The organism is Flavobacterium cucumis, from assembly GCF_900148835.1.
GTDB lineage: Bacteria > Bacteroidota > Bacteroidia > Flavobacteriales > Flavobacteriaceae > Flavobacterium > Flavobacterium cucumis.
Genome location: NZ_FRYK01000004.1, coordinates 144,086 through 169,291 on the forward strand (window position 1 = coordinate 144,086; position 25,206 = coordinate 169,291).

At 32.8% G+C, this 25,206-nt stretch carries 25 protein-coding genes; 19 read left to right on the top strand and 6 right to left on the bottom strand.

All coding sequences use genetic code 11. From position 1 onward, the window contains the following. The first annotated feature begins 11 nt into the window (after positions 1–11). The 6 genes from menA to miaE all read left to right on the top strand — a co-directional run bounded on the left by menA (position 12) and on the right by miaE (position 5,264). Positions 12–902 carry a 1,4-dihydroxy-2-naphthoate octaprenyltransferase gene (menA, locus tag BUE95_RS11145; protein WP_073584486.1) on the top strand — a complete coding sequence of 297 codons (891 nt, stop codon included), beginning with the start codon at positions 12–14 and terminating at the stop codon, positions 900–902. A gap of 38 nt (positions 903–940) precedes the next feature. Beyond that, positions 941–1,618: a metal-dependent hydrolase gene (locus BUE95_RS11150; protein WP_073584488.1), complete on the top strand. Its 678-nt coding sequence runs from the start codon at positions 941–943 to the stop codon at positions 1,616–1,618. A gap of 106 nt (positions 1,619–1,724) precedes the next feature. Beyond that, a complete protein-coding gene (locus tag BUE95_RS11155; RefSeq protein ID WP_073584490.1) occupies positions 1,725–2,921 on the top strand; it encodes a tetratricopeptide repeat protein in 1,197 nt (398 codons plus the stop codon). A 67-nt stretch (positions 2,922–2,988) separates the two neighbouring features. Then, complete coding sequence (locus BUE95_RS11160) at positions 2,989–3,495, top strand: TPM domain-containing protein (RefSeq protein ID WP_159433512.1); 507 nt, start codon at positions 2,989–2,991, stop codon at positions 3,493–3,495. A gap of 41 nt (positions 3,496–3,536) precedes the next feature. Next, a complete protein-coding gene (locus BUE95_RS11165; protein WP_073584494.1) occupies positions 3,537–4,586 on the top strand; it encodes an o-succinylbenzoate synthase in 1,050 nt (349 codons plus the stop codon). Between the two features lie 96 nt (positions 4,587–4,682). Next, positions 4,683–5,264: a MiaE family protein gene (gene miaE / locus BUE95_RS11170; protein WP_073584496.1), complete on the top strand. Its 582-nt coding sequence runs from the start codon at positions 4,683–4,685 to the stop codon at positions 5,262–5,264. Between the two features lie 110 nt (positions 5,265–5,374). Here miaE and BUE95_RS11175 read toward each other — a convergent pair whose 3' ends face one another. Both BUE95_RS11175 and BUE95_RS11180 read right to left on the bottom strand, forming a co-directional pair. Then, on the bottom strand, positions 5,375–5,755 hold the full coding sequence (locus BUE95_RS11175) for a Rid family detoxifying hydrolase (RefSeq protein ID WP_073584498.1): 381 nt from the start codon (positions 5,753–5,755) through the stop codon (positions 5,375–5,377). 11 nt (positions 5,756–5,766) lie between these two features. Continuing rightward, positions 5,767–8,337 carry a putative LPS assembly protein LptD gene (locus BUE95_RS11180; RefSeq protein ID WP_234977651.1) on the bottom strand — a complete coding sequence of 857 codons (2,571 nt, stop codon included), beginning with the start codon at positions 8,335–8,337 and terminating at the stop codon, positions 5,767–5,769. A gap of 208 nt (positions 8,338–8,545) precedes the next feature. Here BUE95_RS11180 and BUE95_RS11185 point away from each other — a divergent pair, with 208 nt between their 5' ends. From BUE95_RS11185 to BUE95_RS11240, 12 genes are all read left to right on the top strand, one after another. Beyond that, complete coding sequence (locus tag BUE95_RS11185; protein ID WP_073584502.1) at positions 8,546–9,610, top strand: N-acetylmuramoyl-L-alanine amidase family protein; 1,065 nt, start codon at positions 8,546–8,548, stop codon at positions 9,608–9,610. Positions 9,611–9,623: 13 nt separating this feature from the next. After that, entirely contained in the window at positions 9,624–10,718 is a 1,095-nt protein-coding gene (locus tag BUE95_RS11190; RefSeq protein ID WP_073584598.1) for an N-acetylmuramoyl-L-alanine amidase family protein, read from the top strand. 35 nt (positions 10,719–10,753) lie between these two features. Continuing rightward, positions 10,754–11,707, top strand: coding sequence for an MlaD family protein (locus tag BUE95_RS11195; RefSeq protein ID WP_073584504.1), 954 nt, complete (start codon positions 10,754–10,756; stop codon positions 11,705–11,707). 10 nt (positions 11,708–11,717) lie between these two features. Continuing rightward, the gene (locus BUE95_RS11200) at positions 11,718–13,040 is read left to right on the top strand and encodes a 4Fe-4S dicluster domain-containing protein (protein ID WP_073584506.1); all 1,323 of its coding nucleotides are present in this window, start codon (positions 11,718–11,720) and stop codon (positions 13,038–13,040) included. A gap of 49 nt (positions 13,041–13,089) precedes the next feature. Beyond that, the gene (locus BUE95_RS11205) at positions 13,090–13,881 is read left to right on the top strand and encodes a (Fe-S)-binding protein (RefSeq protein WP_073584508.1); all 792 of its coding nucleotides are present in this window, start codon (positions 13,090–13,092) and stop codon (positions 13,879–13,881) included. Between the two features lies 1 nt (position 13,882). Then, positions 13,883–14,488: a hypothetical protein gene (locus BUE95_RS11210; RefSeq protein WP_073584510.1), complete on the top strand. Its 606-nt coding sequence runs from the start codon at positions 13,883–13,885 to the stop codon at positions 14,486–14,488. Positions 14,489–14,490: 2 nt separating this feature from the next. Beyond that, positions 14,491–14,973, top strand: a complete 483-nt coding sequence (locus BUE95_RS11215) for an ABC transporter ATPase (protein ID WP_073584512.1) — start codon at positions 14,491–14,493, stop codon at positions 14,971–14,973. 10 nt (positions 14,974–14,983) lie between these two features. Then, the gene (gene serB, locus BUE95_RS11220) at positions 14,984–16,207 is read left to right on the top strand and encodes a phosphoserine phosphatase SerB (RefSeq protein ID WP_073584514.1); all 1,224 of its coding nucleotides are present in this window, start codon (positions 14,984–14,986) and stop codon (positions 16,205–16,207) included. Between the two features lie 236 nt (positions 16,208–16,443). Beyond that, the gene (locus BUE95_RS11225; protein ID WP_234977652.1) at positions 16,444–19,269 is read left to right on the top strand and encodes a serine hydrolase domain-containing protein; all 2,826 of its coding nucleotides are present in this window, start codon (positions 16,444–16,446) and stop codon (positions 19,267–19,269) included. 37 nt (positions 19,270–19,306) lie between these two features. Further along, on the top strand, positions 19,307–19,762 hold the full coding sequence (locus BUE95_RS11230; protein WP_073584518.1) for a DUF1801 domain-containing protein: 456 nt from the start codon (positions 19,307–19,309) through the stop codon (positions 19,760–19,762). A gap of 64 nt (positions 19,763–19,826) precedes the next feature. Beyond that, the gene (bshA, locus tag BUE95_RS11235) at positions 19,827–20,957 is read left to right on the top strand and encodes an N-acetyl-alpha-D-glucosaminyl L-malate synthase BshA (protein WP_073584520.1); all 1,131 of its coding nucleotides are present in this window, start codon (positions 19,827–19,829) and stop codon (positions 20,955–20,957) included. Beyond that, on the top strand, positions 20,957–21,388 hold the full coding sequence (locus BUE95_RS11240; protein ID WP_159433513.1) for a protease complex subunit PrcB family protein: 432 nt from the start codon (positions 20,957–20,959) through the stop codon (positions 21,386–21,388). The genes bshA and BUE95_RS11240 overlap by 1 nt, the downstream gene beginning before the upstream one ends. Positions 21,389–21,423: 35 nt before the next feature. Here the strand turns inward: BUE95_RS11240 and BUE95_RS11245 are convergent, their stop codons facing one another. The 3 genes from BUE95_RS11245 to BUE95_RS11255 form a co-directional block, all read right to left on the bottom strand. Next, complete coding sequence (locus tag BUE95_RS11245) at positions 21,424–21,930, bottom strand: outer membrane protein (RefSeq protein ID WP_073584524.1); 507 nt, start codon at positions 21,928–21,930, stop codon at positions 21,424–21,426. 58 nt (positions 21,931–21,988) lie between these two features. Then, positions 21,989–22,426 carry a DUF1456 family protein gene (locus BUE95_RS11250; protein WP_073584526.1) on the bottom strand — a complete coding sequence of 146 codons (438 nt, stop codon included), beginning with the start codon at positions 22,424–22,426 and terminating at the stop codon, positions 21,989–21,991. 75 nt (positions 22,427–22,501) lie between these two features. After that, positions 22,502–23,290, bottom strand: a complete 789-nt coding sequence (locus BUE95_RS11255) for an alpha/beta hydrolase (RefSeq protein ID WP_073584528.1) — start codon at positions 23,288–23,290, stop codon at positions 22,502–22,504. A 42-nt stretch (positions 23,291–23,332) separates the two neighbouring features. Here BUE95_RS11255 and BUE95_RS11260 point away from each other — a divergent pair, with 42 nt between their 5' ends. Further along, the gene (locus tag BUE95_RS11260; RefSeq protein WP_073584530.1) at positions 23,333–23,734 is read left to right on the top strand and encodes a TerB family tellurite resistance protein; all 402 of its coding nucleotides are present in this window, start codon (positions 23,333–23,335) and stop codon (positions 23,732–23,734) included. Between the two features lie 210 nt (positions 23,735–23,944). On the opposite strand, the gene BUE95_RS11265 is transcribed toward BUE95_RS11260, so the two are convergent. Beyond that, complete coding sequence (locus BUE95_RS11265; protein ID WP_073584532.1) at positions 23,945–25,201, bottom strand: OmpA family protein; 1,257 nt, start codon at positions 25,199–25,201, stop codon at positions 23,945–23,947. Positions 25,202–25,206: the final 5 nt, after the last annotated feature.

Sequence of the window (25,206 nt, forward strand, 5' to 3'; positions counted from 1 at the left end):
AAATATTAAATATGAAACACTGGATACAAGCCGCACGATTACGAACCTTACCACTTTCCGTTTCTGGAATTATTGTGGGAAGCGCTTATGCCTATTATCAAGGATTTTCCGATTGGAGAATTGTGATTTTGGCGTTATTAACTACGTTAGGATTACAAGTATTATCTAATTACGCCAACGATTACGGAGATGGTGTAAAAGGAACGGATGCTAACCGAATCGGAGAAAAACGTCTTGTAGCAGCTGGAGTTATCACGGCCGATCAAATGAAAGGAGCAGTAATCATAACGGCAGTTTTGACATTCATCATTGCGTTGTTATTGATTTATGTAGCTTTTGGAAAAGAAAATTTTGGGTTAAGTCTGATTTTTATCTTGTTAGGAATTGGTTCCATAGGAGCAGCCATTAAATATACGGTTGGAAAAAGCGCTTATGGTTATAGTGGTTTTGGTGATGTGTTTGTGTTTATTTTCTTTGGATTGGTTTCCGTTGTAGGTTCTAACTTTTTGTTTACCCATTTTATTGATTGGAAATTATTCTTACCCGCAACAGCCATCGGATTATTGAGCGTGGCGGTACTGAATTTAAACAACATGCGCGATATTGAAAACGATAAAATAGCGGGGAAGAATACGTTGGTAGTTAAAATGGGATTGGAGGTAGCTAAAAAGTATCATGAATTTTTAATTTTAACTCCTTTCATTTCGATACTTGTATTTTCGTTAATTACAAAATTGAGTTTCTATACTATAATTCTTGTTTTTTTTATGCTTGCAATTCATTTAAAAACAGTTAAAAAAGCAAAAAAATACGAAGATTTCGATCCTGAACTAAAGAAAGTAGCCTTAAGTACCTTTGCTTTAAGTCTATTATTTTGGTTAACTTTAATCTTTTTAAACTAATCACTATTTACTAATCACTTTTCACTAAAATTAAAACTATGAAAATCACATTTTACGGACACGCTTGTATCGGAATTGAAGTTAATGACGTTCACATTTTAGTGGACCCCTTCATTTCTGGGAATCCAAGGGCTTCGCATATTGATATCAATACGTTGAAAGCCGATTTTATATTATTAACGCATGCGCATCAAGACCATATTTTAGATGTAGAGGCGATTGCTAAACGTACAGAAGCGGTGATTGTTTCTAACTACGAAATTGCTTCACATTACGGAAACATAGGTTTGAATTACCATCCCATGAATCACGGCGGAAGTTGGGATTTTGAATTCGGAACAGTAAAATATGTAATCGCACATCACACGTCATCTTTTCCAGATGGAAGTTATGGCGGACAACCTGGTGGATTTGTTATTGAAGGCGAACGCAAAAACATTTACATCGCAGGAGACACGGCTCTAACTATGGATATGAAGCTAATTCCAATGCGAACTAAGTTAGATTTAGCGATTTTACCTATTGGAAGTAACTTTACTATGGATGTAGAAGATGCCATTATTGCTTCTGATTTTGTACAATGCGATAAAGTGTTGGGTTATCATTTTGATACGTTTGGTTATATCGAAATCAATCACGAAGAAGCAAAACGTAAGTTTTTCGATAAAGGGAAAGACTTGATGTTATTGGAAATTGGAGCAAGTATTGAATTGTAAATTTTGGTATAAAAATTGAAATCTGTATTAAACACATAGATACATAGATTTTACTCTTCAAATTGGTGAAAATTTGTGCAATTTGTGTTTAAAAAAATGAAAATTAATGAATAAACTTTTTTACTTCGTATCAGCCTTATTATTTTCAACTTCGTTTTTTGCTCAAAAAGATGGTTTTTGGGATAAAGAACGAGCAACCACAAAAGAAATAACACTTTCAGCTGGAAAACGCACTTTAATCAAAACAGAAGATTTGCCTGTTGGAACAACCGAATTCGTTTATAGAGTGACGGTTTTAGACGAAAATCAGAAATTGACTTCGAGTTTGGTTTCGGTGTTGAAAGCCATTCCTGATCCTACTGGAATTAGTCAGGGAACTGCTGGGGCGATTCATTTAACATCAGCTATTTCTGGTGATGACAAATGTACGTTTGCTTTGTTTCAGGAAGCGAATGCCGCTAATTTGTTTCTAAAAGAGGGTAAAACCGATAACGCTTGTTGGGAACAAAAAGAAAAAGTAAACAAAGAGGCTAAGTTGATTTCGTCTTCTTCATTATGCTTAACCAATTTGCCTAATTTATGGTTCGGATTTGAAAGTCAAAATTGGGTCATGAAACAAAAAATCGTTTTAGAAGTCGTGCCTTGGGTAGATTATAAAGCGAGCAGAGGTTGGGATAAAAATGCTAAGAATGAAATTTTAACCTTGGCAAAAAAACTTCCTGTAGTTTCAAAACTGACAAAAAAAGATGCCTTTTATGCCGCTTTTATTGAAAATATAAATAAAAAGTACACGTATCGAGAATATGCTGAACTTTTAGCAGTAGAGCGAACTAGCGCTATCGAAAAGCTTACCGAAGAAAGTTTAAAAGGAACGGGAGAAGTAAAAGCGTATTATGATATCATTCGAGAGCAATCAAATGTAGCTTTTAAAAAAGGAAATTATGAAGAAGCCATTTCCATTATTTCCACCGAAATGTTTGCCAAAAGTAGAGCTACTTATATTGATTATCGCATTTTAGGCGATTATTATCTGTATTCCAAACAATTCACAAAAGCCGAAGAAACCTACAATAAAGGCTTGAAATTAAATCCAACCGAAATCCATTTTCAGTTGAATTTAGCTCACGTTTATTTGTTTACGGATAGAATTTCAGAAGCCAAAGATATTCACAAAAAATATGCTCACGAAAGTTTATCCAACGGTAAAACTTGGATAGTGCAGATAAAATCCGATTTCAAAGATTTTGAAAAACATAGATTACCAACCGATAATTTCAAGAAAATCTTGAGAGTTTTAGAATAGTTTATCAATGTCAAGTTCGAGTATAAAAATAGTTTTTCAGGGTTTAATTTTATTATTTGCTTTTTCAATGAAATCTCAAACAACTGATTCATTGAAGTTAGAAAGTAAAAAATCAGTTTCTTTAGAATTATATAGACAAGTGTTTTGGGATAATTTACCTAAACCACATAATTGGATTAACGATTATGAGAATCTATTTTCAAATGAAGAAGAGACTAAATTGAATCAAATTATTTCCGATTTCGAAAAAGAAACCACAGTTGAAATAGCTATTGTAACGATTGATACCTCTAAAGTTTCTAAAGATAAGTTTGAAGACTTATCGCTTCATATTACCAGAACTTGGGGTGTTGGAAAAAAAGAAAAATCAAATGGAATTTTAATAGCCATTTCTAAAGGATATCGACAAATAAGAATTCAAAATGGAGACGGAATTTCGCTTGTTTTATCAGATGATGAAACCGCAGAAGTTATTCAAAATCAATTCTTTCCTTATTTTAAAAAAGAGGAATATTTTGAAGGTACTAAAGCTGGAATTTTAAGGTTGATAGAGCTTCTAAGAAAACGATTATAACTATTGACACATTCTCAAATTGAAAATTGACACATTGACAAATGAAAGCAACTTACAAAAAATACATCCTGAATTTCAAACGTCCAAGCGGGACTTCTCGTGGGGTAATGACGGAGAAAGAAACTTGGTTTTTATTGTTAGAAGAAAAGGGTAAAATCGGGATAGGAGAATGTGGTATTTTACGAACCCTTTCTATTGATGATAGACCCGATTATGAGGAAAAATTACAATGGGTTTGCCAAAATATTCATTTAGGAAAAGATGAATTATGGGACGAATTGATGGAGTTTCCTTCTATTCAGTTTGGAGTGGAAATGGCGTTTTTGTCGTTGCAATCTAAAATGCCTTTCGATTTATTTCCTTCTGAATTTACTGAGGGCAAAAACAATATGTTGATAAATGGTTTGGTTTGGATGGGCGAGGAGCAGTTTATGAAAACCCAAATTGAAGAAAAATTAGCGCAAGGATTTTCTTGTATTAAGCTGAAAATTGGAGCGATTGATTTCGAGAAAGAATTGGGATTGTTACGATTTATTCGTCAAAATTTTGATGCCAAAACTATTGAAATTCGTGTCGATGCTAATGGAGCATTTGATTCTAATGAAGCTTTAAATAAATTACATCAATTATCTGAATTTAAATTACATAGTATAGAGCAACCTATTAAATCGAATCAAATTCAAGAGATGAAATTACTTTGTCAGCAAACACCATTTCCAATCGCGTTAGACGAAGAGTTAATAGGTGTTTTTGGAATTGAGAATAAGCAAAAATTATTAGAAGAAATTCAGCCACAATACATTATTTTAAAACCAAGTTTAGTCGGTGGTTTCAAAGGAACATTAGAATGGATTTCGATTGCAGAAAGTTTAAATATCGGTTGGTGGATTACTTCAGCATTAGAAAGTAACATCGGATTAAACGCAATCACCCAATTTACGTTCACCTTAAATAACCCTATGCCACAAGGTCTAGGAACAGGTGGTTTGTATACCAATAACTTCGATTGTCCGTTGGAAATTGAGAAGGGACATATACAGTTTAATGTTCAAATGCATTGGGATATTTCTAATTTAGGAATTTCACTTTAAATACAATAATTTTGCACTATTAATTTGGTTAAGTAATAGTTTTAAAGTTGTCAAAATCAACTTTTCACTTTTACTTTTCACTTTTTACTTAAAAATATGTTTCGTTTAAAATTACCAACCGACCCAAGATGGGCTAATATTGCTGAAGGAAATTTAGAAGAAATTCTAACCGATCACGCATGGTGTGAATTGAAAGCATCCTCTAACGCGATTATGTTAATCAACATGTTGCCGGAGTTTACCGAAATTACTACTGAGTTAACTTCAATTGCAAAAGAAGAATTAGATCATTTTGAGCAAGTACATGAGATTATCAAATCACGTGGTTGGGTGTTAGGACGTGAACGAAAAGATAGTTATGTAAACGATTTATTCAAATTCATGAAGCCAGGCAATCGCAAGCATTTAATCGTAGAGCGTATGTTATTTGCGGCAATGATTGAAGCCAGAAGTTGCGAACGATTTAAAGTGCTTTCGGATAATATTCAAGATGAAGAATTAGCTGTTTTTTACAGAGAATTAATGATTTCGGAAGCCAATCACTACACTTCATTTTTGCAATTCGCACACGAGTTAGCAGAAGAAGGTTACGACGTTAAAAAGCGTTGGGAAGAATGGTTAGAATTTGAAGCCAAAGTAATTGCAAGTTACGGAAAATCAGAGACGATTCATGGCTAAAAAAAACACTCTCAGTAACAGGGACTTTCAAAAAGTATTTGTGCTGAGAGTAGTAATTGTTATCTTTATTTTAGTAATATCCTTCTGATTTTTTTAAAATAATATGAGTATTATTTTACGGCAATCATGGAAATTTCAATGTTTACATTTTTTGGTAAACATGCCACTTGAACTGTTTCTCTTGCATGTGCAGTAGCCTCATTAAAGTAACTACCGTAAACAGCGTTTATTTTTGTAAAATCTCCCATATTCATAATGAAAATTGTTGTTTTAATTACATTTTCAAAAGTCATGTCCGCAGCAGCCAAAACAGCTTTCATATTTTCCATAACTTGTTTGGTTTCGATTTCTATAGTATCTAAAACCAATTCCATAGTTTCTGGATGTAAGGCTATTTGTCCTGAGGTATATAGTGTGTTTCCGATTAAAACTGCTTGATTATAAGGTCCAATTGGAGCAGGAGCTTTCTCTGTGTAAATAATTTTTTTCATATTAAGTTGGATTATCGTAAGACTCTATCTGGAAGCTGACGCTTATCATATTTAATGTCACTAAGTATTGAAGATGAAATACCGATAAAGAAACCCCAGTAGGTATTGGTGCCAAAGGGTACCCAATTGAAACTCATTCTCCAGCTTTCTAAATCGCGCTCGAATCGCAGTTGGGTAAAAGTAATTCCTTTTTGAACAAAGTCGTAACCAGAGGAAAATCCTACCTTCCATCTAGGTGCTAATTCAAAATTTCCAGCAACCATTAATGAGTTTGATGAAATCTCATCCTGGCGGTTGTTATTATTATAGGTTATAGAATAGGCTAATTGTAAATCCCAAGGCAATTTGGTGTTGTACCATTCAGGTGATTTTTCTTCTTTTTTATCGCCACTTTTATCAAAGAGACTTTGTCTGGTATCACTCAAGTCAGTAGATCGACCAAATAAATCATCTCCAGTACCACCATTTTGAGTATTTTGTTTGTCGGCATTACTTTCGTTTTTAGTGTCTTCACTTGAAAAACTGTAGTTAATAGTTAAGTTTGAACTGGTCATTCGCAGAAGACTCCCTCCATTATCTATATTAAACACATCGATACGTCTTCCAGAATTGTCAATAGCATACGGATCTAATGTTGTTGCAAAATTGACGTTCATCTTTTGATTAAAAAGTAAAGTTCCACCACTAATTCTAACAGGAGCTAGAGCTAATGAATCTGCGGCAATATTATAATTAGTAGAGAGATTCAAGTTGTTCAAAAGCATAACTTTTTTTGTTTCTCCCTTCTTGCTTTTTTCATCTTTTACTTTTGCTTCAAAAGTATTACTCATGGAAAAACCAATATTGTTTGAGTAATTTCTTCCAGGTGCACCAAATAGTCCACCATCAAATTTTGTATATTCAGCTGTAGTTAAGCCAGTAGCATCAATGGCATAGGTGTCATAATATTGTTCAAAACTTGGAGTGTAACCGTAGGATATATTAGGTCTTATAGTATGTCTAATTGCTTGTATTTTTTTATCTTCACCAAAGTTGAATGTTCCATAAACTGTTGTTCCAATTCCTAAATTAAAATTGTACGTTCGAAAGGATTCAAATCCATTCACATTCTCAGTAATTACTTTGTTATCAGATGGACTGTAAAATTTTTCGATGGTATTCAAGGCCCAAACTTCATTATAAGTAGCCCCTGCTGAAACACTTAGGTATTTTAATATTTTAAAATTCGTATTTACAGGTATGGTGTGTTGGAATCCAGTTCTAGCATTCTCAAACATTTCTGGTTTAAAGAAAAGTGAGTCTATAGTCCTAATCCTGTTTTCCCCTCTCAAGTTGTATTGAAAACTTATATTTTTAAAAAAACCTTTTTTAATACCATCTTTCGGTGCAAATGGAAAAATTCTATCCACACTGGCTTGTAGTGTAGGTAGTGTCATATCAATTTGCTGCGTGTTTGTATTTTGGGAATGGGTAGCTGATAAAGATAAATTAACTTGAGGAATCGTTTGGAAGGTTTTGGAGTAAGATACCGACGAACTTAAGTTGTTGTTTAAGCTGGCTCCGATATTATTTAAATTAACCGATTGTCTAAAATATTGACTACTTCCTAAATTGACAGACGCTGAAAACCTAGAATTCGCGGCTGCTTTAGCATCCTGACTATGGGACCATTGAATGTTGTATTGACGTGATTTTACGTAATCGGGAAAACCTCTTTCACTTTGAATGTTGTTCTCAAAACGTAGATTTACTCTACCGTTAAATTTATATCTTTTCGCGTAACTACTCTCTGCTCTTAATCCGTAACTACCATTAGTGTAATAATCTCCAAGAATAGCTAAATCATAATGATCACTCAGAGCAAAATAATAGCCTCCATTTTGTAAAAAATAGCCTTGACGATTATTTTGTCCAGGTGTAGGGACAATAAAACCAGAAGTACTAGTTTCAGTCATTGGAAAATAAGCAAATGGTAAGAATAGCGGTGTTGGAACATCCGCTATTACCAAATTAGTAGGTCCCACTACCACTTTTTTCTTGGGTACAAATTTCACTTTAGTAACAAAAAAGTAATATTCCGGATCATCTACGTTTTTAGCAGTTGTTAACCGAGCCGACTTCATAAAGATGACAGAATCGTTTTCTCTTTTCGCTATTTCTGCTTTTATGTTCATCTCACCTTGACTCGTTCTAGAATTCCAAATCAATGCTTTTCCACTTGTGTTGTTATAGACAATTGAATCGGGTTCGACTACATTAGATCCTTGTGTAAATACAGGTCTTTGGGTATAATTCCCAGCAGAATCTTTAATTCTCCCAGCATAGACTTGCTTTTTTTCAAAATCATATACAATTACACCTGCTTTAATATCGAAGTCCGTATATTTTATTGAAGCTTCATTGTATAGCGTAAGTTGTTTTTTCTTTTGATCCATTTTCTCGTAATCTTTCGCTTTCATATTTACTATTCCATCTAAGAACACTTTCTTCTTTTTGACAGAATCTTTTGCGATTGAATCTTTTGCGATTGAATCTTTGATTTTTGGAGCGTCAGCTGCTGTTATTTTTATAGAATCTTCCAACTTTGTTTCTTGAGAAATAACAAAATGAGATCCTAACACTAGAAAAATTAATGAAAAAACGATATGATTTAACTTTGTATACAATGCTTTTAATAGTATTTTTGTAAAAATTTTGGCTCACTTTTTGAAGTGTCAAACTTACATATATTTTTTTGCAAAAATAATCTTTTAATAAAATTATAACTCATACCTATCAATCAATTGTTTTATGCCATCTAAAAAAAAATGTATTTATTTGTCTTTCATTCTTTTATTCTTTGCAATCACCATTGGATTTAGCCAAAATCCATCAAAATTTAAGGTTGTTTTAGATGCGGGTCATGGAGGGAAAGATCCAGGAACCATAAAGAACGGTATTAAAGAAAAAGATATTGTATTAGATGTTGTGCTCAAAATTGGTAAGATTTTGGAAAAGAGTAATGAGATAGAAGTGGTATATACTCGTAAAACAGATGTATTTATTGGTCTAAAGGAACGAGCAAATATTGCAAATAAAGCAAAAGCTAATTTATTCATTTCCATTCATTGTAACGGAGTTAAAAGTACCGCTGCAAAAGGAACAGAAACGTTTGTAATGGGAATGTCTCGTACAGATACCAATTTAGATATCGCAAAAAAAGAAAACGGCGTTATTTTTCTAGAAAAAGATTACAATGAAAAGTATAAAGGTTTTGATCCTAATAACCCAGGTACTTTATTAGGATTGAAAATTTTACAAGAAGAATTTTTAGATCAAAGTATTCGTTTGGCTTCCGAAATTGAAAATAACTTTGTAAAAGATAACAATCGTTTTTCTAGAGGAGTAAAACAACAGCCAATATGGGTATTAGATGCTACAGTCATGCCTGGAGTTTTAATTGAATTGGGTTTTGTTTCCCATCCAGTTGAGGGTAAGTATTTGAACTCCTCTAAAGGTAGAATTGAAATGGCAACATCTATTTCAGCTGCTATTTTAAACCATAAAATAAGTTTTTTTAACGGAGCTGATGCAGGTATAGTAACATCAGACAAAACAAATACTAATGTTGTAGGTAATACAACTTCTAAAAGAGATCAAACCTATTATAAGGTTCAAATTGCTGCTGGTACAAGAAAGTTAACCACAAAGCCTTCCAATTTTAAGGGATTGAAAAATATTACTGTTGAGAAAGATAAAAAATTATACAAGTATTTTTACGGAGAAGAGACCGACTATGATGCTTGTAAAGAGAAATTAGAGGAAGCAAAAAAGAAAGGATATTCTTCAGCTTTTATTGTTACGTTTAAGAATTAAGAATCAATTGCATATGTTAAAGAGAATTGTTTTTGTTGTGATTGCAATGGGTGTTTTTTCAGGGAACAGCCAAAACCAAAAGTTTAAGGTTGTATTGGATGCCGGACACGGAGGAAAAGATTATGGTGCTGTTTATCATGGGAATATAGAGAAGAATATATCACTTAAAACATCGCTACGTGTTGGGGCTATTTTAGCGAATGACCCTCAGATAGAAGTCATTTACACTAGAAAAACAGATGTTTTTATCGAATTGCAAGAACGTGCGAATATAGCGAACAAATCAAAAGGAAGCATTTTTGTATCCATGCATTGTAATGCCAATAAAAATCAGGCTGCCTCTGGAAATGAAACTTATGTCATGGGTATTACCAGGAATGCATCCAATTTAGAAGTAGCAAAAAATGAAAATGAAGTAGTTACATTAGAAACCGATTATAAAATTAAATATGATGGTTTTGATCCGAATTCCCCTGAATCCGTAATCGGAATTTCGATTCTTCAAGAAGAACATTTGGATCAAAGTATCGAGTTAGCGGGAAGAGTTCAAGAGTTTTTTACAAAAAAAACAGATAAAAAAAACAGGGGTGTTAAACAAGCAGGGTTTCTAGTACTTCGTCAAATTACGATGCCAAGAGTTTTGGTAGAAATGGGATTCGTATCTAATAAAGAAGAAGGAGCGTTTTTAAATTCGGAACAAGGACAAGAGATTTTAGCGGAAGCAATTGCAGGAGCAATTTTGGACTATAAGAACGAATTTTTTAATCCCTACAATAATGAAAATACTTTTGAACCAAGTCAAGAATCAATAGTAAAGGAAATCCAAGAAACTACCCCAGAAAAGGCTATTGAAACTGGAATTGTTTTCAAAATTCAAATTGCTGCTAGCACAAAAGATCTAGCACTAACACCATCAAATTTCAAAGGTTTAGCTCCTGTTTCAGTTGAAAGTTCTGGAAAAATGAATAAATATTTCTTTGGGTTAGAAAAAAGTTATGCTACTGCTAAACAAAAGTTAGAAATTGCGAAACAAAAAGGGTATGCGTCTGCATTTATAGTGGCTTATAAAGATGGAATAAAAATAAGCCTCGCCGATGCAATAAAATAAAATAAAAGTTTATTTTTGTTAAAAATTATTACGCTTTGAAATTAACAAGAGAAATCAAAACCGCTGTCCTCGTTATTGTATCTATACTATTATTCATTTGGGGATATAATTTTTTAAAAGGTAAAGACTTATTTAATAGTAGCACTAGAGTTTATGTAGTATATGATAATGTCGCTGGACTAGTAGATTCAGCTCCAGTTACGTTGAACGGATTGGCTATTGGAAAAGTAAATTCGATTAACATCCAACCGGATGGGAAATTATTGGTTGAAATGCAAATTAATACTGATTTTCCTATTTCTAAATCCAGTATTGCTGAAATCTATGATTCTGGTTTAGTGGGAGGAAGACAAATTGCGATTAAACCTAATTTTCAAGATAAAGATTATATCAAAACAGGAGATTATTTAAAAGCTAGTAGCAAATTAGGAATAACAGATGCTTTAGCACAACAATTGGAGCCATTGCAATACAAAGTTCAAAAATTACTTGACAATGCAGATGCTATGGTTTCTAATATCAATGATGTTTTAGATGCAGGTACTAAGCAAAATTTAAAACATAGTATTGCAGAATTAAATAAAACACTTTCAGAATTTAGTGGAGCTTCAAAAAACATCAACGAATTGCTTTCGGAAAACAAAGCAAAAATTAGCGCTACAATGACTAACTTAGATAAAACTTCCGCTAATTTTTCTAAGATGTCTGATTCGCTTGCCAATGCTAATTTAGGTCAGACCGTTAAAAACCTTGAGAAAACGCTAGCAAGTGTTGATAAAATAATGGCTGATATTGAAAAAGGGAACGGAACTATAGGGAAATTAATGAAGGACGATGCTATGTATACTAATTTCACTAAGACTTCAAAAGAATTAGAATTATTATTACAGGATCTTCGTTTAAATCCAACACGCTATGTAAATGTTTCTCTTTTTGGTAAGAAGAACAAACCTTATGTGGCACCAGTAAACGACACAATCAAAAAGTAAATTTTATACGATGAGTTTTTTAGATAATATTTTATTCGCATTGCTTTTAGCAGCAGGTATCGGTTATTTTACAATTAATGTAAAAAAACTAATCCGCAATATAAAATTAGGTCAAGATGTAGATCGCACTGATAATCCTTCAGCGCGTTGGAAAAACATGACTATGGTGGCATTAGGACAGTCTAAAATGGTGAAGCGTCCAATTGCTGGATTTTTGCACATTGTAGTTTATGTTGGTTTTGTAATCATCAATATTGAAGTAATCGAAATCATCATTGACGGACTTTTTGGAACCCACAGAGTATTGTCATTTATGGGTGGATTTTATGATTTTTTAATAGGTTCGTTTGAGATATTAGCTTTATTAGTTTTAGTTACTGTTATCATTTTCTGGATAAGAAGAAATGTAACTAAGATAGGTCGTTTTGCAAGTGCCGATTTAGATGGAAAGCCTAGAAATGACGCGAACTACATTTTGTATTTTGAAGTTGTTTTAATGACGTTATTCTTACTGATGAATGCAGCTGATTTTCACCTTCAGAATTTAGGGATTGGACATTATAATCAAGCGGGTAGTTTTCCAATTTCTCAATATATTGCTCCTGTTTTCAATGGAATGAGTGAAGGTTTAGTAGTAATTATTGAGAGAACAGCTTGGTGGTTGCATATTGCAGGGATATTAGTTTTTTTAAACTATTTATATTTTTCTAAACATTTACATATTTTATTAGCATTTCCAAATACGTTCTATGCGGATTTAAATCCTAAAGGGAAATTGAATAATTTACAGAGTGTTACTAACGAGGTTAAATTAATGATGGATCCAAGTGCCGACCCGTTTGCTGCACCTGCTAATCCTGATGCAGTTCCCGCTAAATTTGGAGCTTCAGATGTTCAAGATTTAAATTGGGTACAATTATTAAACGCATACAGCTGTACAGAATGTGGTCGTTGTACCTCTTCATGTCCAGCCAATCAAACGGGTAAAAAATTATCGCCTCGTAAGATTATGATGGATACGCGCGATCGTTTAGAAGAAGTGGGAAGAAATATCGATTTAAACAAAGGTGTTTTTGTGGATGATGGAAAATCTTTGTTAAATGATTATATTACTCCAGAGGAATTATGGGCTTGTACAACTTGTAATGCATGTGTAGAAGAGTGCCCTATTAATATAAGTCCGTTATCAATTATTATTGATATGCGTCGTTATCTAGTAATGGAACAAAGTGCTGCACCAATGGAATTAAACAATATGATGAGTAATATTGAAAATAATGGTGCCCCTTGGCCATATAATCAAATGGATCGTTTAAACTGGATAAACGAATAATCAATAAATCCTGTTAAATAATAATCTAACTATCATAAATAGTATATATATGTCAGAAAATTTAATTGTACCAACAATGGCCGATATGATGGCTGAGGGCAAGCAACCTGAAATTTTATTTTGGGTGGGTTCTGCTGGTAGTTTCGATGACAGAGCAAAAAAAATCACAAGAGCTTTTGTTAAAATTTTAAATAAAGCAAATGTAAACTTTGCGGTTTTAGGGACTGAAGAAAGTTGTACAGGAGATGTAGCAAAGCGAGCTGGTAATGAATTCTTGTTTCAAATGCAAGCTTTAATGAATATAGAGTTGCTTAATGCCTACGAAGTAAAGAAAATTGTTACTTGTGATCCTCATTCTTTTAATTGTTTGAAAAATGAATATCCTAGTTTAGGGGGCAACTATGAAGTTGTGCATCACACACAGTTTATTCAACAACTTCTGAAAGAAGGGCGTATAAACTTCAATAAAGAAACTTATAAAGGAAGTCGTATTACATTTCATGATCCATGTTATTTAGGGAGAGCGAATAATGAATATCAAGCTCCAAGAGAAATTTTATCGCAAACCAATGCTGCAATTGTTGAGATGAAACGAAGTAAGAGTGCTGCGTTATGTTGTGGTGCTGGTGGAGCTCAAATGTTTAAAGAGCCTGAAAAAGGAAATATGGAAATTAATGTTTTAAGAACTCAAGATGCTCTCGAAACGACTCCAAATATTATAGCTACTGGATGTCCTTATTGTAATACAATGATGACCGATGGAGTAAAATTTGCTCACAAAGAGAATGAAGTTAAAGTGTTAGATATTGCTGAAATAATTGCTAATGCACAAGATTTATAATATGAAAAAATTACTATTACTATTTGTTATTTTTGGAAATGTTGCTTTTGCTCAAAAGTTGACAAAAGATGAACTGTCTGAAAAATTAGCTGAAAAGGCTTGTGCTTGTGCTGAAAAACAAGAGATTACTAAAGAAAATTTCGAATTAACAATTGGAATTTGTTTACTAGAAGGGATAAATGCTTTTGAGAAAGATGTTGAAAAACATTATGGTAAAGACATTATTACAAATAGTGAAAAAATGGAAGAATTGGGGTATGAAGTTGGAAAGAGAATGGGGTTAAAATGCCCAACAGTTTTTCAGTTTATGATTGATGAAGAAAGTGCTGGTGGAGAAGAAGATTTTGAAACGGAAGAACTTTCTGTTAGTGGTAAAGTATCTGAGATTAAATCAGATCAGTTTATTTCCTTTGTTGTAAAAGAAGATTCTGGAAAAAACAATCCATTTATCTTATTGAGTAATTTTGATAATTCTTATTTGTTAACAGACAAAGTATTAAAAGTATCTGATGCTGTTGATGTTTTTTATTATGAATTAGAATTATTTGACGCTAAATTAGGGAAATTTGTATCGTATAAAATCGTTACTGATATCATAAAGAAATAGTCATGTTTGTACCATTTGATACCTTGCCTGAAGAGTCAAAAATTTGGATTTATCAATCCAACAGGAAATTTTCTGATGATGAAATTCAAGAAATTGAAAACGATTTGACTTCTTTTTTAGAAAATTGGACTGCACATGGTCAACATCTTGAAGCTTCTTTTGTAACACGTTATAATCGTTTTATAATTATTGCCGTAAATCAAGAAGTACAAGCTGCAACAGGTTGTTCTATTGATGCCTCTGTTCTGTTTATCCAAAATTTAGAACAAAAATATGGTGTAGATTTATTAGACAAAATGAATGTTACTTTTAAAATCGGCGATCATGTTGCTTTCAAACCCCTTATTGAGTTTAAAAAAATGGCCAAAGAAAAAGCTGTTTCAGAAAATACCATAGTATTCAACAATCTCTTAAATACATTAGGAGAGTGGCAAGATTTCTGGGAAGTTCCAGCGAGCGAAAGTTGGCATAGTAGGTTTTTTTAAACTCCTTTTTATGGATAGTGATATTTTTTTATTAAGTATTTCTGGGCAAGATAAACCTGGATTAACCTCTACATTAACTGCTGTTTTAGCAGAATATGAAGCTAATGTTCTCGATATTGGTCAGGCGAACATTCATGATACGCTTTCTTTAGGTATTTTGTTTCAGATTAAATCGGGAAAAAAGGCCGCAGCTGTTTTAAAAGATATCTTATTCAAATCATATGAATTAGGAATTAAAGCCAAATTCAAACCCATTTCACTTGAAGATTATGAGAAATGGGTGCAGCTACAAGGAAAGGATCGTTATATTGTTACCTTGCTAGGTGAAAAACTAACGGCCGAACAAATTTCTCAAGTCACTAAAGTAATCTCGGAAAAGAATTTAAACATCGATGCAATCAAACGATTAACCGGTAGGGTTTCTTTGGTAAAAGAAGATGATTATCCGAGATCTTCAATCCAATTATCCATTCGAGGTGAAATACATGATAAATCGGTTTTTACTGAAAAGTTTATGGCCATATCATCTGAATTGAACTTGGATATTGCCTTTCAAGAGGATAATATCTTCAGAAGAAACCGCAGATTGGTTTGTTTTGATATGGATTCAACTCTCATTCAAACGGAGGTTATCGATGAACTGGCCGAACTTGCAGGTGTTGGTAAACAAGTAAAAGCGATTACTGAGTCTGCTATGCAAGGTGAAATCGATTTTCAAGAGAGTTTCAAACAAAGAATGCTACTCTTAAAAGGTTTAAAAGAAGAAGTTTTGCATGAAGTTGCTTTAAATTTACCGATAACCAAAGGAGCCAGAAGATTGATAGATACTTTAAAATCATATGGTTTTAAAACTGCAATCTTATCTGGGGGATTTACTTTTTTTGGAAGATATTTACAAAAAGAATTGGGTATTGATTACGTTTATGCAAATGAACTAGAAATCAAAGATGGTATTCTAACAGGTGGTTACATAGGAGAAATAGTAGACGGAAATAAAAAGGCTGAGTACCTAAAAGAAATCGCAATAAAAGAAGGAATTCACATCAATCAAACTATTGCTATTGGTGATGGGGCTAACGATTTACCCATGTTAAATCTTGCGGGCTTAGGAATTGCATTTCATGCCAAGCCTAAAGTAAAAGACAACGCACAAAGTTCTATCTCTAGTATTGGTTTAGACGGTGTTTTATACTTATTAGGTTATCATGACCGTCATATCGATTTGATTAACTAAGTATCTCAAATGTTTCTCGACAAAAAGGTACTCAAGTTAACAACTTTCTTCATAAAATAAACCTAAAACACTTTATTTTAAAGATAAGTTATAGTATTTTGCCATAAATTTAGTTTTACGTTTAAAATACCAAATCATAATTTATGCAAAGAGTTTATACACTACTATTTTTGGTAGTTTTCCTACATACTTCTTTTTCTCAAACTATACCTAAATCTGTGCTAGCGAACGAAAAAATGGTTTCACAACAAATTTGGGTTGATAGTATCTACAATCAATTTTCATTTGAAGAAAAAGTGGGACAATTGTTCATGGTTGCCGCTTATTCTAATAAAGACGAAGTTCATAATAAATCAATTGATAAATTAGTAGAAGAATATAAAATTGGAGGATTAATTTTCTTTCAAGGAGGTCCAGTGCGTCAAGCGAAATTAACCAATCGCTATCAAGCAAAAGCTGATGTACCTTTGTTCATTGGAATTGATGCTGAATGGGGATTGAGCATGCGATTAGACTCTACCTATCGCTACCCGTGGAACATGACACTTGGAGCTGTTCAGGACATGAAATTAATTGAGAAAGCTGGAAATCAAATGGCAAAGCAATCGAAGCGAATGGGAATTCATTTTAATTTTGCTCCAGTTGTAGATATCAATACAAATCCTAAAAATCCAATCATTGGAAATCGTTCGTTTGGTGAAACAAAGGAAAATGTTACTACAAGAGCAATTGCATTAATGAAAGGATTACAAGATGAGGGCGTTTATGCAACAGCAAAACATTTCCCTGGTCACGGAGATACTTCTACCGATTCACATCATACATTACCCGTTGTAAATTTCGATAGAAATCGCTTGGATGAAGTCGAACTTTTCCCATATAAAGAATTGATTAAAAATGGATTAGCAAGTGTGATGGTGGCGCACTTGAATGTGCCAAGTTTAGAACCAAGAGCAAATTATCCAACTTCAATTTCCTATCCAGTAGTTACTGATATCTTAAAAAATGAATTGCAGTTTGAAGGCTTAATTTTTACGGATGCCTTAAATATGAAGGGAGCAAGTAATTTTAAGAAGCCAGGTGATATCGATTTAGAAGCTTTTTTGGCAGGGAACGACGTACTGTTATTTGCTGAAAATGTTCCTGTTGCGATAAAAAAATTCAAAGAAGCTTTTGATAAAGGAATCCTAACAGAAGAGCGTTTGATGTATTCGGTTAAGAAGATTTTATCTTTCAAGTACAAAGCGAATTTAAATAATTATCAACCTATCGTTTTAGATAATTTATATCAAGATTTGAATGCTGCTGAATTTGATGCTTTGAATTATAAATTATATGAAAATGCCATAACGGTATTAAAAAATCAGGATAAATTAATACCTGTTTCTACTATTGAAAAAGAGAAAATTGCTTATATTAAGTTAGGAAATGATGCATCTGATACCTTTTTGGCTAATTTGAGAAATTACGCTTCAATTAGTGAAATTACCAACAAAAATTTAGATTCGGTTTTGGTTGCATTACAAGACTATACGAAAGTTATTATTGGATATCACAAGCAAGATGGTGCTTGGAGAAATCACAATTTAAACTTCAAAGAAATGCTATGGATTAATCAAATTGCGAAACAAAATGATGTGATTTTAACTTGTTTTACGAAACCTTATTCATTAACTAATTTGAAGAACTTCGAAGATATTGAAACGATTGTTTTAGCCTATCAGAACAACGATATTGCTCAAACGATAACTCCTCAAATCATCTTTGGCGCTATGGGAGCAAAAGGGAAGTTACCGGTTTCAATTGATGACGAATTCAAAGTAAATGAAGGCATAGAAACTTTAGAGATAAAGCGTTTAGGATTCTCAATTCCTGAGAATGTAGGGATGAATTCTAAAATCTTAACAAAAATTGATTCGATTGCAAATTATGCTGTTTCTAAGAGAATAACACCAGGAATTCAAGTAGTTGTGGCAAGAAAAGGAAAAGTAATTTATCAAAAATCATTCGGAAATCACACGTATGAATCAAATGAGAAAGTTAAGAATACCGATCTGTATGATATAGCTTCTTTAACAAAAATTGTAGCTACTTTACCCAATTTAATGCAAGAGTTTGATAAAGGTCATTTAACCTTAGAAACAAAACTACGAACGATGTTGCCTGTAGCGAAACATTCTAATAAAGCTAATGCTACTGTCTTAGATATGTTAACACATCAAGCGCGTTTTCAGCCTTGGATTCCGTTTTATAAAGCTACGTTAGATAGTTTAAACCGACCAAGTACACTGTTTTACAGAAGTGTATATTCTCCTGAATTTCCAATTCATGTAGCCGAAAAATTATATTTGAGAAAGGATTATAATGATACTATTGTAAAGACTATTTTGGAAAGCGAATTACTCCCCAAAAAACAATACAAATACAGTGACTTTTCTTTTATATTATTTAAAGAATATTTAGAATATCACAATAAAAAATCACTTGAAGACTTAGCACTTGCTAATTTTTATGAACCTTTAGGAGCCAATTCGATCATGTATAATCCGTTACAAAAAGTACATTCTAGCAGAGTGATACCCACAGAAATGGACACCTATTTTAGACATCAATTGGTTCAAGGTTATGTTCATGATATGGCAGCAGCAATGCAAGGTGGTATTTCAGGTCATGCAGGTTTGTTTGCAAATGCTTTGGATGTTGCCAAAGTAATGCAAATGTACTTACAAAAAGGAGTTTATGGTGGTCGCACTTTTTTTTCAGAAGAAACCTTTACGACCTTTAATACCTGTTATTTCTGTGAAGATGGCAATAGAAGAGGGGTTGGGTTTGACAAACCACAATTAGGAACGGAAGGGCCTACATGCGGTTGTGTTTCTTTGACAAGTTTTGGACATACAGGTTTTACAGGAACGATGACTTGGGCCGACCCTGAAAAGGAAATTGTATACGTTTTCTTATCTAACAGAACGTATCCAGACTCGAACGCTGTAAATAAATTATCTAAAGAGAATATAAGAGAAAACATTCAGCGAATAATTTACGAAGCGATTATTGAGTAATTTTTGTAAATTTAATACGCAATTCAAAATAGCAATCATGACATCGGAAGCAAAAACAGTAGCGCAATATATTAGTGAAGCTCCAGAAGATAGAAAAGAAGCCTTACAAAAACTTAGAAATATAATTTTAGAAAACCTTCCTAAGGGTTTTCAGGAGGGAATGGGTTATGGTATGGTAGGTTATGTTGTGCCGCATTCAATTTATCCTCAAGGCTATCATTGCAATCCTAAACAGGCTTTACCTTTTATGGGATTTGCGAGTCAAAAAAATAGTATTAATTTCTACCATATGGGGATTTATGCGAAACCTGAATTATACGAATGGTTTGTATCCGAATATCCAAAACATTCGAAACAAAAATTGGATATAGGGAAGAGTTGTTTGCGCATCAAAAAGCCTGAAAATATTCCATTTGAATTAATTGGAGAATTGGTAAAGAAGATTACTGTTGAAGATTGGATTGCAACTTACGAATCTGCTTTTAAAAAATAATTTTAACAAATGTTTTATAATTGCCAATTCTATAAGTGGTAATTTTATTTCAAAATTTATGTAAATGAAAATTGCTATAGTTTGTTATCCTACCTTTGGAGGAAGTGGTGTTGTGGCAACCGAATTAGGTTTAGAATTAGCCAAAAGAGGTCATGAAATTCACTTCATTACTTACAGTCAGCCTGTGCGTTTGGCTTTGTTGAATCCGAATGTACATTATCACGAAGTTCACGTTCCAGAATATCCGTTGTTTCATTACCAACCTTATGAATTAGCATTATCTAGCAAATTGGTAGATATGGTAAAATTGTATAAGATAGATGTATTACACGTACATTATGCCATTCCTCATGCCTATGCAGGATATATGGCGAAGCAAATGTTAGCGGATGAAGGCATACATATTCCAATGGTAACTACATTGCATGGAACCGATATCACATTAGTGGGAAATCATCCCTTTTATAAACCTGCGGTAAGTTTTAGTATCAATAAATCAGATGTTGTAACCAGTGTTTCTCAAAGCTTAAAAGACGATACCTATCGATTATTTGATATTAAGAAAGAAATTGAAGTTATTCCAAATTTTATTGAGCTCAACAAAGAGAAATTAAAAGAGAATATTCCTTGTCATCGTTCGTTGATGGCACCTGCTAATGAAAAAATCATCACTCACATTTCTAATTTTAGAAAGGTAAAACGTATTGAAGATATTGTTCGCATTTTTTATGAAATTCAGAAAGAGGTTCCTTCTAAATTAATGATGGTAGGAGAAGGACCAGAAAAAGAGAATGCCGAATACATGTGTGAACAATTAGGAATTCAAAACAAAGTCATTTTCTTTGGGAATAGCAACGAGATCGATAAAATTTTATGTTTTTCCGATTTATTTTTATTACCATCTGAAACAGAAAGTTTTGGATTAGCAGCATTAGAAGCTATGTCGTGTAGTGTTCCTGTCATTTCAAGTAATTCTGGGGGGTTACCCGAGGTAAATAAAGATGGTTTTTCTGGATATTTAAGTGATGTTGGTGATGTGGCTAAAATGAGTCGGGATGCCATCGCGTTATTGAAAGATGAAACCCAACTAGCACAGTTTAAGATAAACGCCTTAGCTACAGCTAAACTTTTTGATATTCAAAATATCGTACCGTTGTACGAACAAATTTATTTTAAAGCTTTAAATTCTAAATGATGAATAAAATTATTCCTTTTTTTGCTGTAATATTGTTTTCATGTAATCCAACTAAAGATGTTGTTAACGATGATTCATATCGAATTATTTATGAAAGAAGTTATGGAGGTCAGGACAAGAAAGGACATGTCCATATTAAAGACAATGAAAGCTACATTCAATTGATTGAATCCTTAAAAATTGATGAGTCTGAGTTGAATCAATTAGCAGTTGTAGATTTTAAAAAGAATGATGTCATTGTGCTTTTTCAAGGGCAACAAGCTACTGGAGGATTTGCCATTTCGATTGATTCGATTAAAATGGATGATGGTGTTTTGAAAATTAAATCAAAAGAGAAAACACCCGAAAAAGGGGCTATGGTAACTATGGCTTTGACTTCTCCTTATTGTATTGCTTTGATTCCAAAAGTACAAACGATAATAATAGAATAAAAAAAGGCTCAAATTAATTTGAGCCTTTTTTTTATTTAGTTGAATCTATAACGGATTCCAAGCGCTAAGTCTGGACCAAAATTATCTTCTCTGTAATCATCAGAGTTAAAGTATAATTCTGGACGGATATCTAAAGATAACTGAATTGGAGCTTCTTCAAAATTGTATTCAATACCTAAGTTACCTGCAACAAATACAAAAGTTCCACTGTCTTCGATTCTATTACCTCCGATAGTTCTATCATAACTCCAACTACCAATACCACCACCTACACCAGCATACCAATTAAAACCACCTTCAATGTTCCATACCCATTGATAAATACCGGTCAATTTAAAAGCATCTACATCATTGCTGTTTCTCCAGCCTAAGTCTAACTCTAAACGATTGTTTTTTCCTAGACCTCTTTGATAAGAAATCTCACCTCCAAAACCGTCATTATCACCTAAACGTAAACCTAATGCGTTTTTAGAAATGTCTTGTGCTTGTGCGCTGAATGCTAAGCCTAGTAGCATAATAGCAGATAAAATTACTTTTTTCATATTAAATGTGTTTTAGCAAATGTAGAAAAATTTCTACAAATAGAAAATTTAATAATTACTATTTATTTTTTGTTTTGCCGGAATTAAATTTAAAACGTTCTACTGCACTTTCTGGTTTTTGTTTTTTTGCAGAAGGTTTACCTTGTCCAAACGGTTTTTTATCACCAGAAGTTTTTGGTTTAGTTATTTTTTTTACTTCGGCCTTTTTCTCTTCTCTTGGTAAAGCGGTTTTATTTTTAGCAATTTGTGCAAGAACTTCTTTTGGGTTTTTAGGCTCTTCTTTTGTGCCTCTAAGATGAATAACCAATCCGTTTAAGAAATTTCGTAACAATTGGTCGCCACATTCCATGAAGTTAGGGTGATCTTCACTTCTAAAAACATTTGCGAGTTCTCCTTTTGAAACTCTAAAATTAACCAAGTTTAATATTTCAATGATTTGATCATCTCGTAATTGTAAAGCTACACGTAACTTTTTGAAAATATCGTTGTTATTCATTTCCTATCTTTTATTATTTGGATATCAGATTAAAGTATTTAAAAATTGTATAATTAATTCACAACTAGTAACAATTTAAAACAGCCAAAGGTACGCTTTTCCAAATGCATTACGCCATAATTTTTCATTATGTTTACCACCTTGTATCACCACTTTTTTTGTTAGCTGCATACAAGAACATCTTTTATCATTGATCAAATCAATCATTTTGTTCATTTCATCAACCATTGTTGGACTTTCACTATCCCCACAAAGGAAATAGAGTTTTGTTCTCAGTTTTTTGGTGTTTTCGGTTAAGGTATAGATGGCATTGGAGTACCAAAATGAAGGCGAGAAAATGGCCGCTTTTCCAAATACTCTTGGATATTTTAAAATGGCATAGTAGGAAGCTAAACCGCCTAGGGAACTACCTGCTATTGCAGTATTGTTTTTACCTGATTTCGTTCTATAATTGGTGTCAATATATGGTTTTAATGTTGTCACTATGAAATCGAGATAAGCAGCAGCTTTTCCACCACCGTATTTTTCATTAGGAAATGGAGTTAGTTCCTCTAAACGCTTTTCATTGCCATGTTCAATTCCTACTATAATAACTTCTGCCTTTAAAGAATCTAAGGTTTCGTCGATTCGCCATTCACCAGCAAATGCCGATTTATCGTCAAATAAGTTTTGCGCATCGTGCATATACACAACAGGATACTTCTTCTTGGTTGTTTCATAATTATGCGGTAAGTACATCCAAATTTTCTTAGAAGTTTGTAGTTGAGAGGCTTCTATTGTAAAAGTAATTACTTTACTTTGTGACCAACTACCAACAAATGTTAATAAAAAAAAGACATAAATTAAGAAATACTTCATTTTCATTTTTATATTTGGAACCTACAAAGACATAAAAATAGTATTTTGATGGACAGCTACCAAGAAAAAATCAGTTTATTACAAGAAATGATTGCGTTTGCATTAATCGATGGCGAGTTGCATGATCGTGAGTATGATTTCTTGGAAATGGTAGCTATGGAGTTGGAAATCGATAAAAAAGTTTTTCATCAATTATTTGAAAATAGAGGAGAAGTTACCGTAATAAAAGATGAGTTCCACCGAATTTGTCAGTTTTATCGTTTGGCTTTATTAATGCATTGCGATGGTGTTTTGCACGATGCCGAACAAATTAAAATCAACGAAATTGGTATTAACATGGGATTGAATCCGTATGCGATGAAACGCGTGTTGCAATTGATGAAAGAATCACCAACAAGAATGGTCGAAGGCGAAATCTTGTTGGCAATTTTTAGTGAGCAGCATAATTAATTGGAATCATCAATTCATTAGTTAATCTTTGAGCTCTTAATTCATTTTTTTTGTTTCTTTAATCTGACATACATATTCTTTTCTATACGCTGAACCCGTTTCGTTTGACGGACTAGTAAATTAAATGGATTAGGAATAGCTCCTGTAACCATTCCTAAAGCAGTTAAAGGAGCTATCCAAAGACTACTTTGTGCCTAATTTCATTTTGAACTATTTTAAAGTTTGAAACTCTACACGTCTGTTTTGCGCTTTACCTTCTGAAGAAGTATTATTTGCAACCGGTTCGTTTTCACCTCTTCCTTGAAACATAAATCGTGATTTGTTCAAGCCTTTATTATCAATGAAATAATTCATTACAGCGGCAGCTCTAGATTTCGAAAGAGTCATGTTTTTAACTTCATCACCATCACTATCGGTATGTCCAATAATATTTAATCGGATAGAAGTGTCTTCTTGTAAAACTTTTGCCATTTTATCTAAAAACTCATACGATTCTTTTTTCAATTTATCAGATCCAGAATCGAACAGAATTTTTGTTGTTGAAAATCCACCTTTCAATAACATCGAACGAATGTCTTCAACTTCTTCTGTAATTTTAACATTTGAAATTGCTACAATATGTTTTTCTTTTGGATCGGTTCCTTTTAAATAAAATTGGATATAATTTCCAAAGTTATTACTCAAAAAAGAAGGCAAATCTATAGCCTTTTCATTATTGATAAAAACTCTCAATCTATTTTTGTTGACAACTACTGTAAAATGCGTGATTGTATTAAATTTTTCTTGCATTTTAAACGGAATTTTGTTGTCAATCTTTCCGTTGTTTTTACCCCAATTTTGAATGTTTATTTGGTTACAAACAGTTGAACCTTTCCATAATGAAAATCCAAATTTACCACCATTCTTTGGTTTACTTAAAGTTGATTCATTAGAAAATACTAATCCAAAATTAGAACCTGAAAGTCCTTTGTAGTCTAAATTTTCAGTCACTAAATCAAACTCTAAAGCGTAATTTTCTGGTAATTTGGATGTTTTAGCGATATAAGTTCCATTAGGATTTAATTTGAACGCTTTTTCACCATTTACTTTGATAATTTCTCCTCCTGAATTAGTATTCCAATTTACTGGAAAATCTCCATAATTATCCTGTTTGAAATTGTCTGTGAATAGGATTTGACCATCTGGAAAGAAGTTACTTCCTGTCACAATTTCATTATTTGATCTTGTTGAAGTAGATTTTTCACTTGATTCTTTTTTTGATGATTTTTTCTCTTTTTGGGTAGGTTTTTCTTCAAAAACTTCATCTAAAGCTTTATCTGTTTTTTTTTCGGTTTCCTTTTCTACACGTCTTTCAACTGTGCGTTCAGCAGCTTTTTCGGCTTTCTTTTTTAATTTATCTAGTAATTGAGCTTGTGAAAAACTAATGCTTAATAAAACAACAAGAGTAAGAATTGTTTTTGTTTTCATAGTTT

Bases quoted from the DNA above. Each gene is read 5' to 3' on its own strand.
- menA (WP_073584486.1), top strand. From the start codon at position 12: ATGAAACACTGGATACAAGCCGCACGATTACGAACCTTACCACTTTCC.
- BUE95_RS11150 (WP_073584488.1), top strand. From the start codon at position 941: ATGAAAATCACATTTTACGGACACGCTTGTATCGGAATTGAAGTTAAT.
- BUE95_RS11155 (WP_073584490.1), top strand. From the start codon at position 1,725: ATGAATAAACTTTTTTACTTCGTATCAGCCTTATTATTTTCAACTTCG.
- BUE95_RS11160 (WP_159433512.1), top strand. From the start codon at position 2,989: ATGAAATCTCAAACAACTGATTCATTGAAGTTAGAAAGTAAAAAATCA.
- BUE95_RS11165 (WP_073584494.1), top strand. From the start codon at position 3,537: ATGAAAGCAACTTACAAAAAATACATCCTGAATTTCAAACGTCCAAGC.
- miaE (WP_073584496.1), top strand. From the start codon at position 4,683: ATGTTTCGTTTAAAATTACCAACCGACCCAAGATGGGCTAATATTGCT.
- BUE95_RS11175 (WP_073584498.1), bottom strand. From the start codon at position 5,755: ATGAAAAAAATTATTTACACAGAGAAAGCTCCTGCTCCAATTGGACCT.
- BUE95_RS11185 (WP_073584502.1), top strand. From the start codon at position 8,546: ATGCCATCTAAAAAAAAATGTATTTATTTGTCTTTCATTCTTTTATTC.
- BUE95_RS11190 (WP_073584598.1), top strand. From the start codon at position 9,624: ATGTTAAAGAGAATTGTTTTTGTTGTGATTGCAATGGGTGTTTTTTCA.
- BUE95_RS11200 (WP_073584506.1), top strand. From the start codon at position 11,718: ATGAGTTTTTTAGATAATATTTTATTCGCATTGCTTTTAGCAGCAGGT.
- BUE95_RS11205 (WP_073584508.1), top strand. From the start codon at position 13,090: ATGTCAGAAAATTTAATTGTACCAACAATGGCCGATATGATGGCTGAG.
- BUE95_RS11210 (WP_073584510.1), top strand. From the start codon at position 13,883: ATGAAAAAATTACTATTACTATTTGTTATTTTTGGAAATGTTGCTTTT.
- BUE95_RS11215 (WP_073584512.1), top strand. From the start codon at position 14,491: ATGTTTGTACCATTTGATACCTTGCCTGAAGAGTCAAAAATTTGGATT.
- serB (WP_073584514.1), top strand. From the start codon at position 14,984: ATGGATAGTGATATTTTTTTATTAAGTATTTCTGGGCAAGATAAACCT.
- BUE95_RS11225 (WP_234977652.1), top strand. From the start codon at position 16,444: ATGGTTTCACAACAAATTTGGGTTGATAGTATCTACAATCAATTTTCA.
- BUE95_RS11230 (WP_073584518.1), top strand. From the start codon at position 19,307: ATGACATCGGAAGCAAAAACAGTAGCGCAATATATTAGTGAAGCTCCA.
- bshA (WP_073584520.1), top strand. From the start codon at position 19,827: ATGAAAATTGCTATAGTTTGTTATCCTACCTTTGGAGGAAGTGGTGTT.
- BUE95_RS11240 (WP_159433513.1), top strand. From the start codon at position 20,957: ATGAATAAAATTATTCCTTTTTTTGCTGTAATATTGTTTTCATGTAAT.
- BUE95_RS11245 (WP_073584524.1), bottom strand. From the start codon at position 21,930: ATGAAAAAAGTAATTTTATCTGCTATTATGCTACTAGGCTTAGCATTC.
- BUE95_RS11250 (WP_073584526.1), bottom strand. From the start codon at position 22,426: ATGAATAACAACGATATTTTCAAAAAGTTACGTGTAGCTTTACAATTA.
- BUE95_RS11255 (WP_073584528.1), bottom strand. From the start codon at position 23,290: ATGAAAATGAAGTATTTCTTAATTTATGTCTTTTTTTTATTAACATTT.
- BUE95_RS11260 (WP_073584530.1), top strand. From the start codon at position 23,333: ATGGACAGCTACCAAGAAAAAATCAGTTTATTACAAGAAATGATTGCG.
- BUE95_RS11265 (WP_073584532.1), bottom strand. From the start codon at position 25,201: ATGAAAACAAAAACAATTCTTACTCTTGTTGTTTTATTAAGCATTAGT.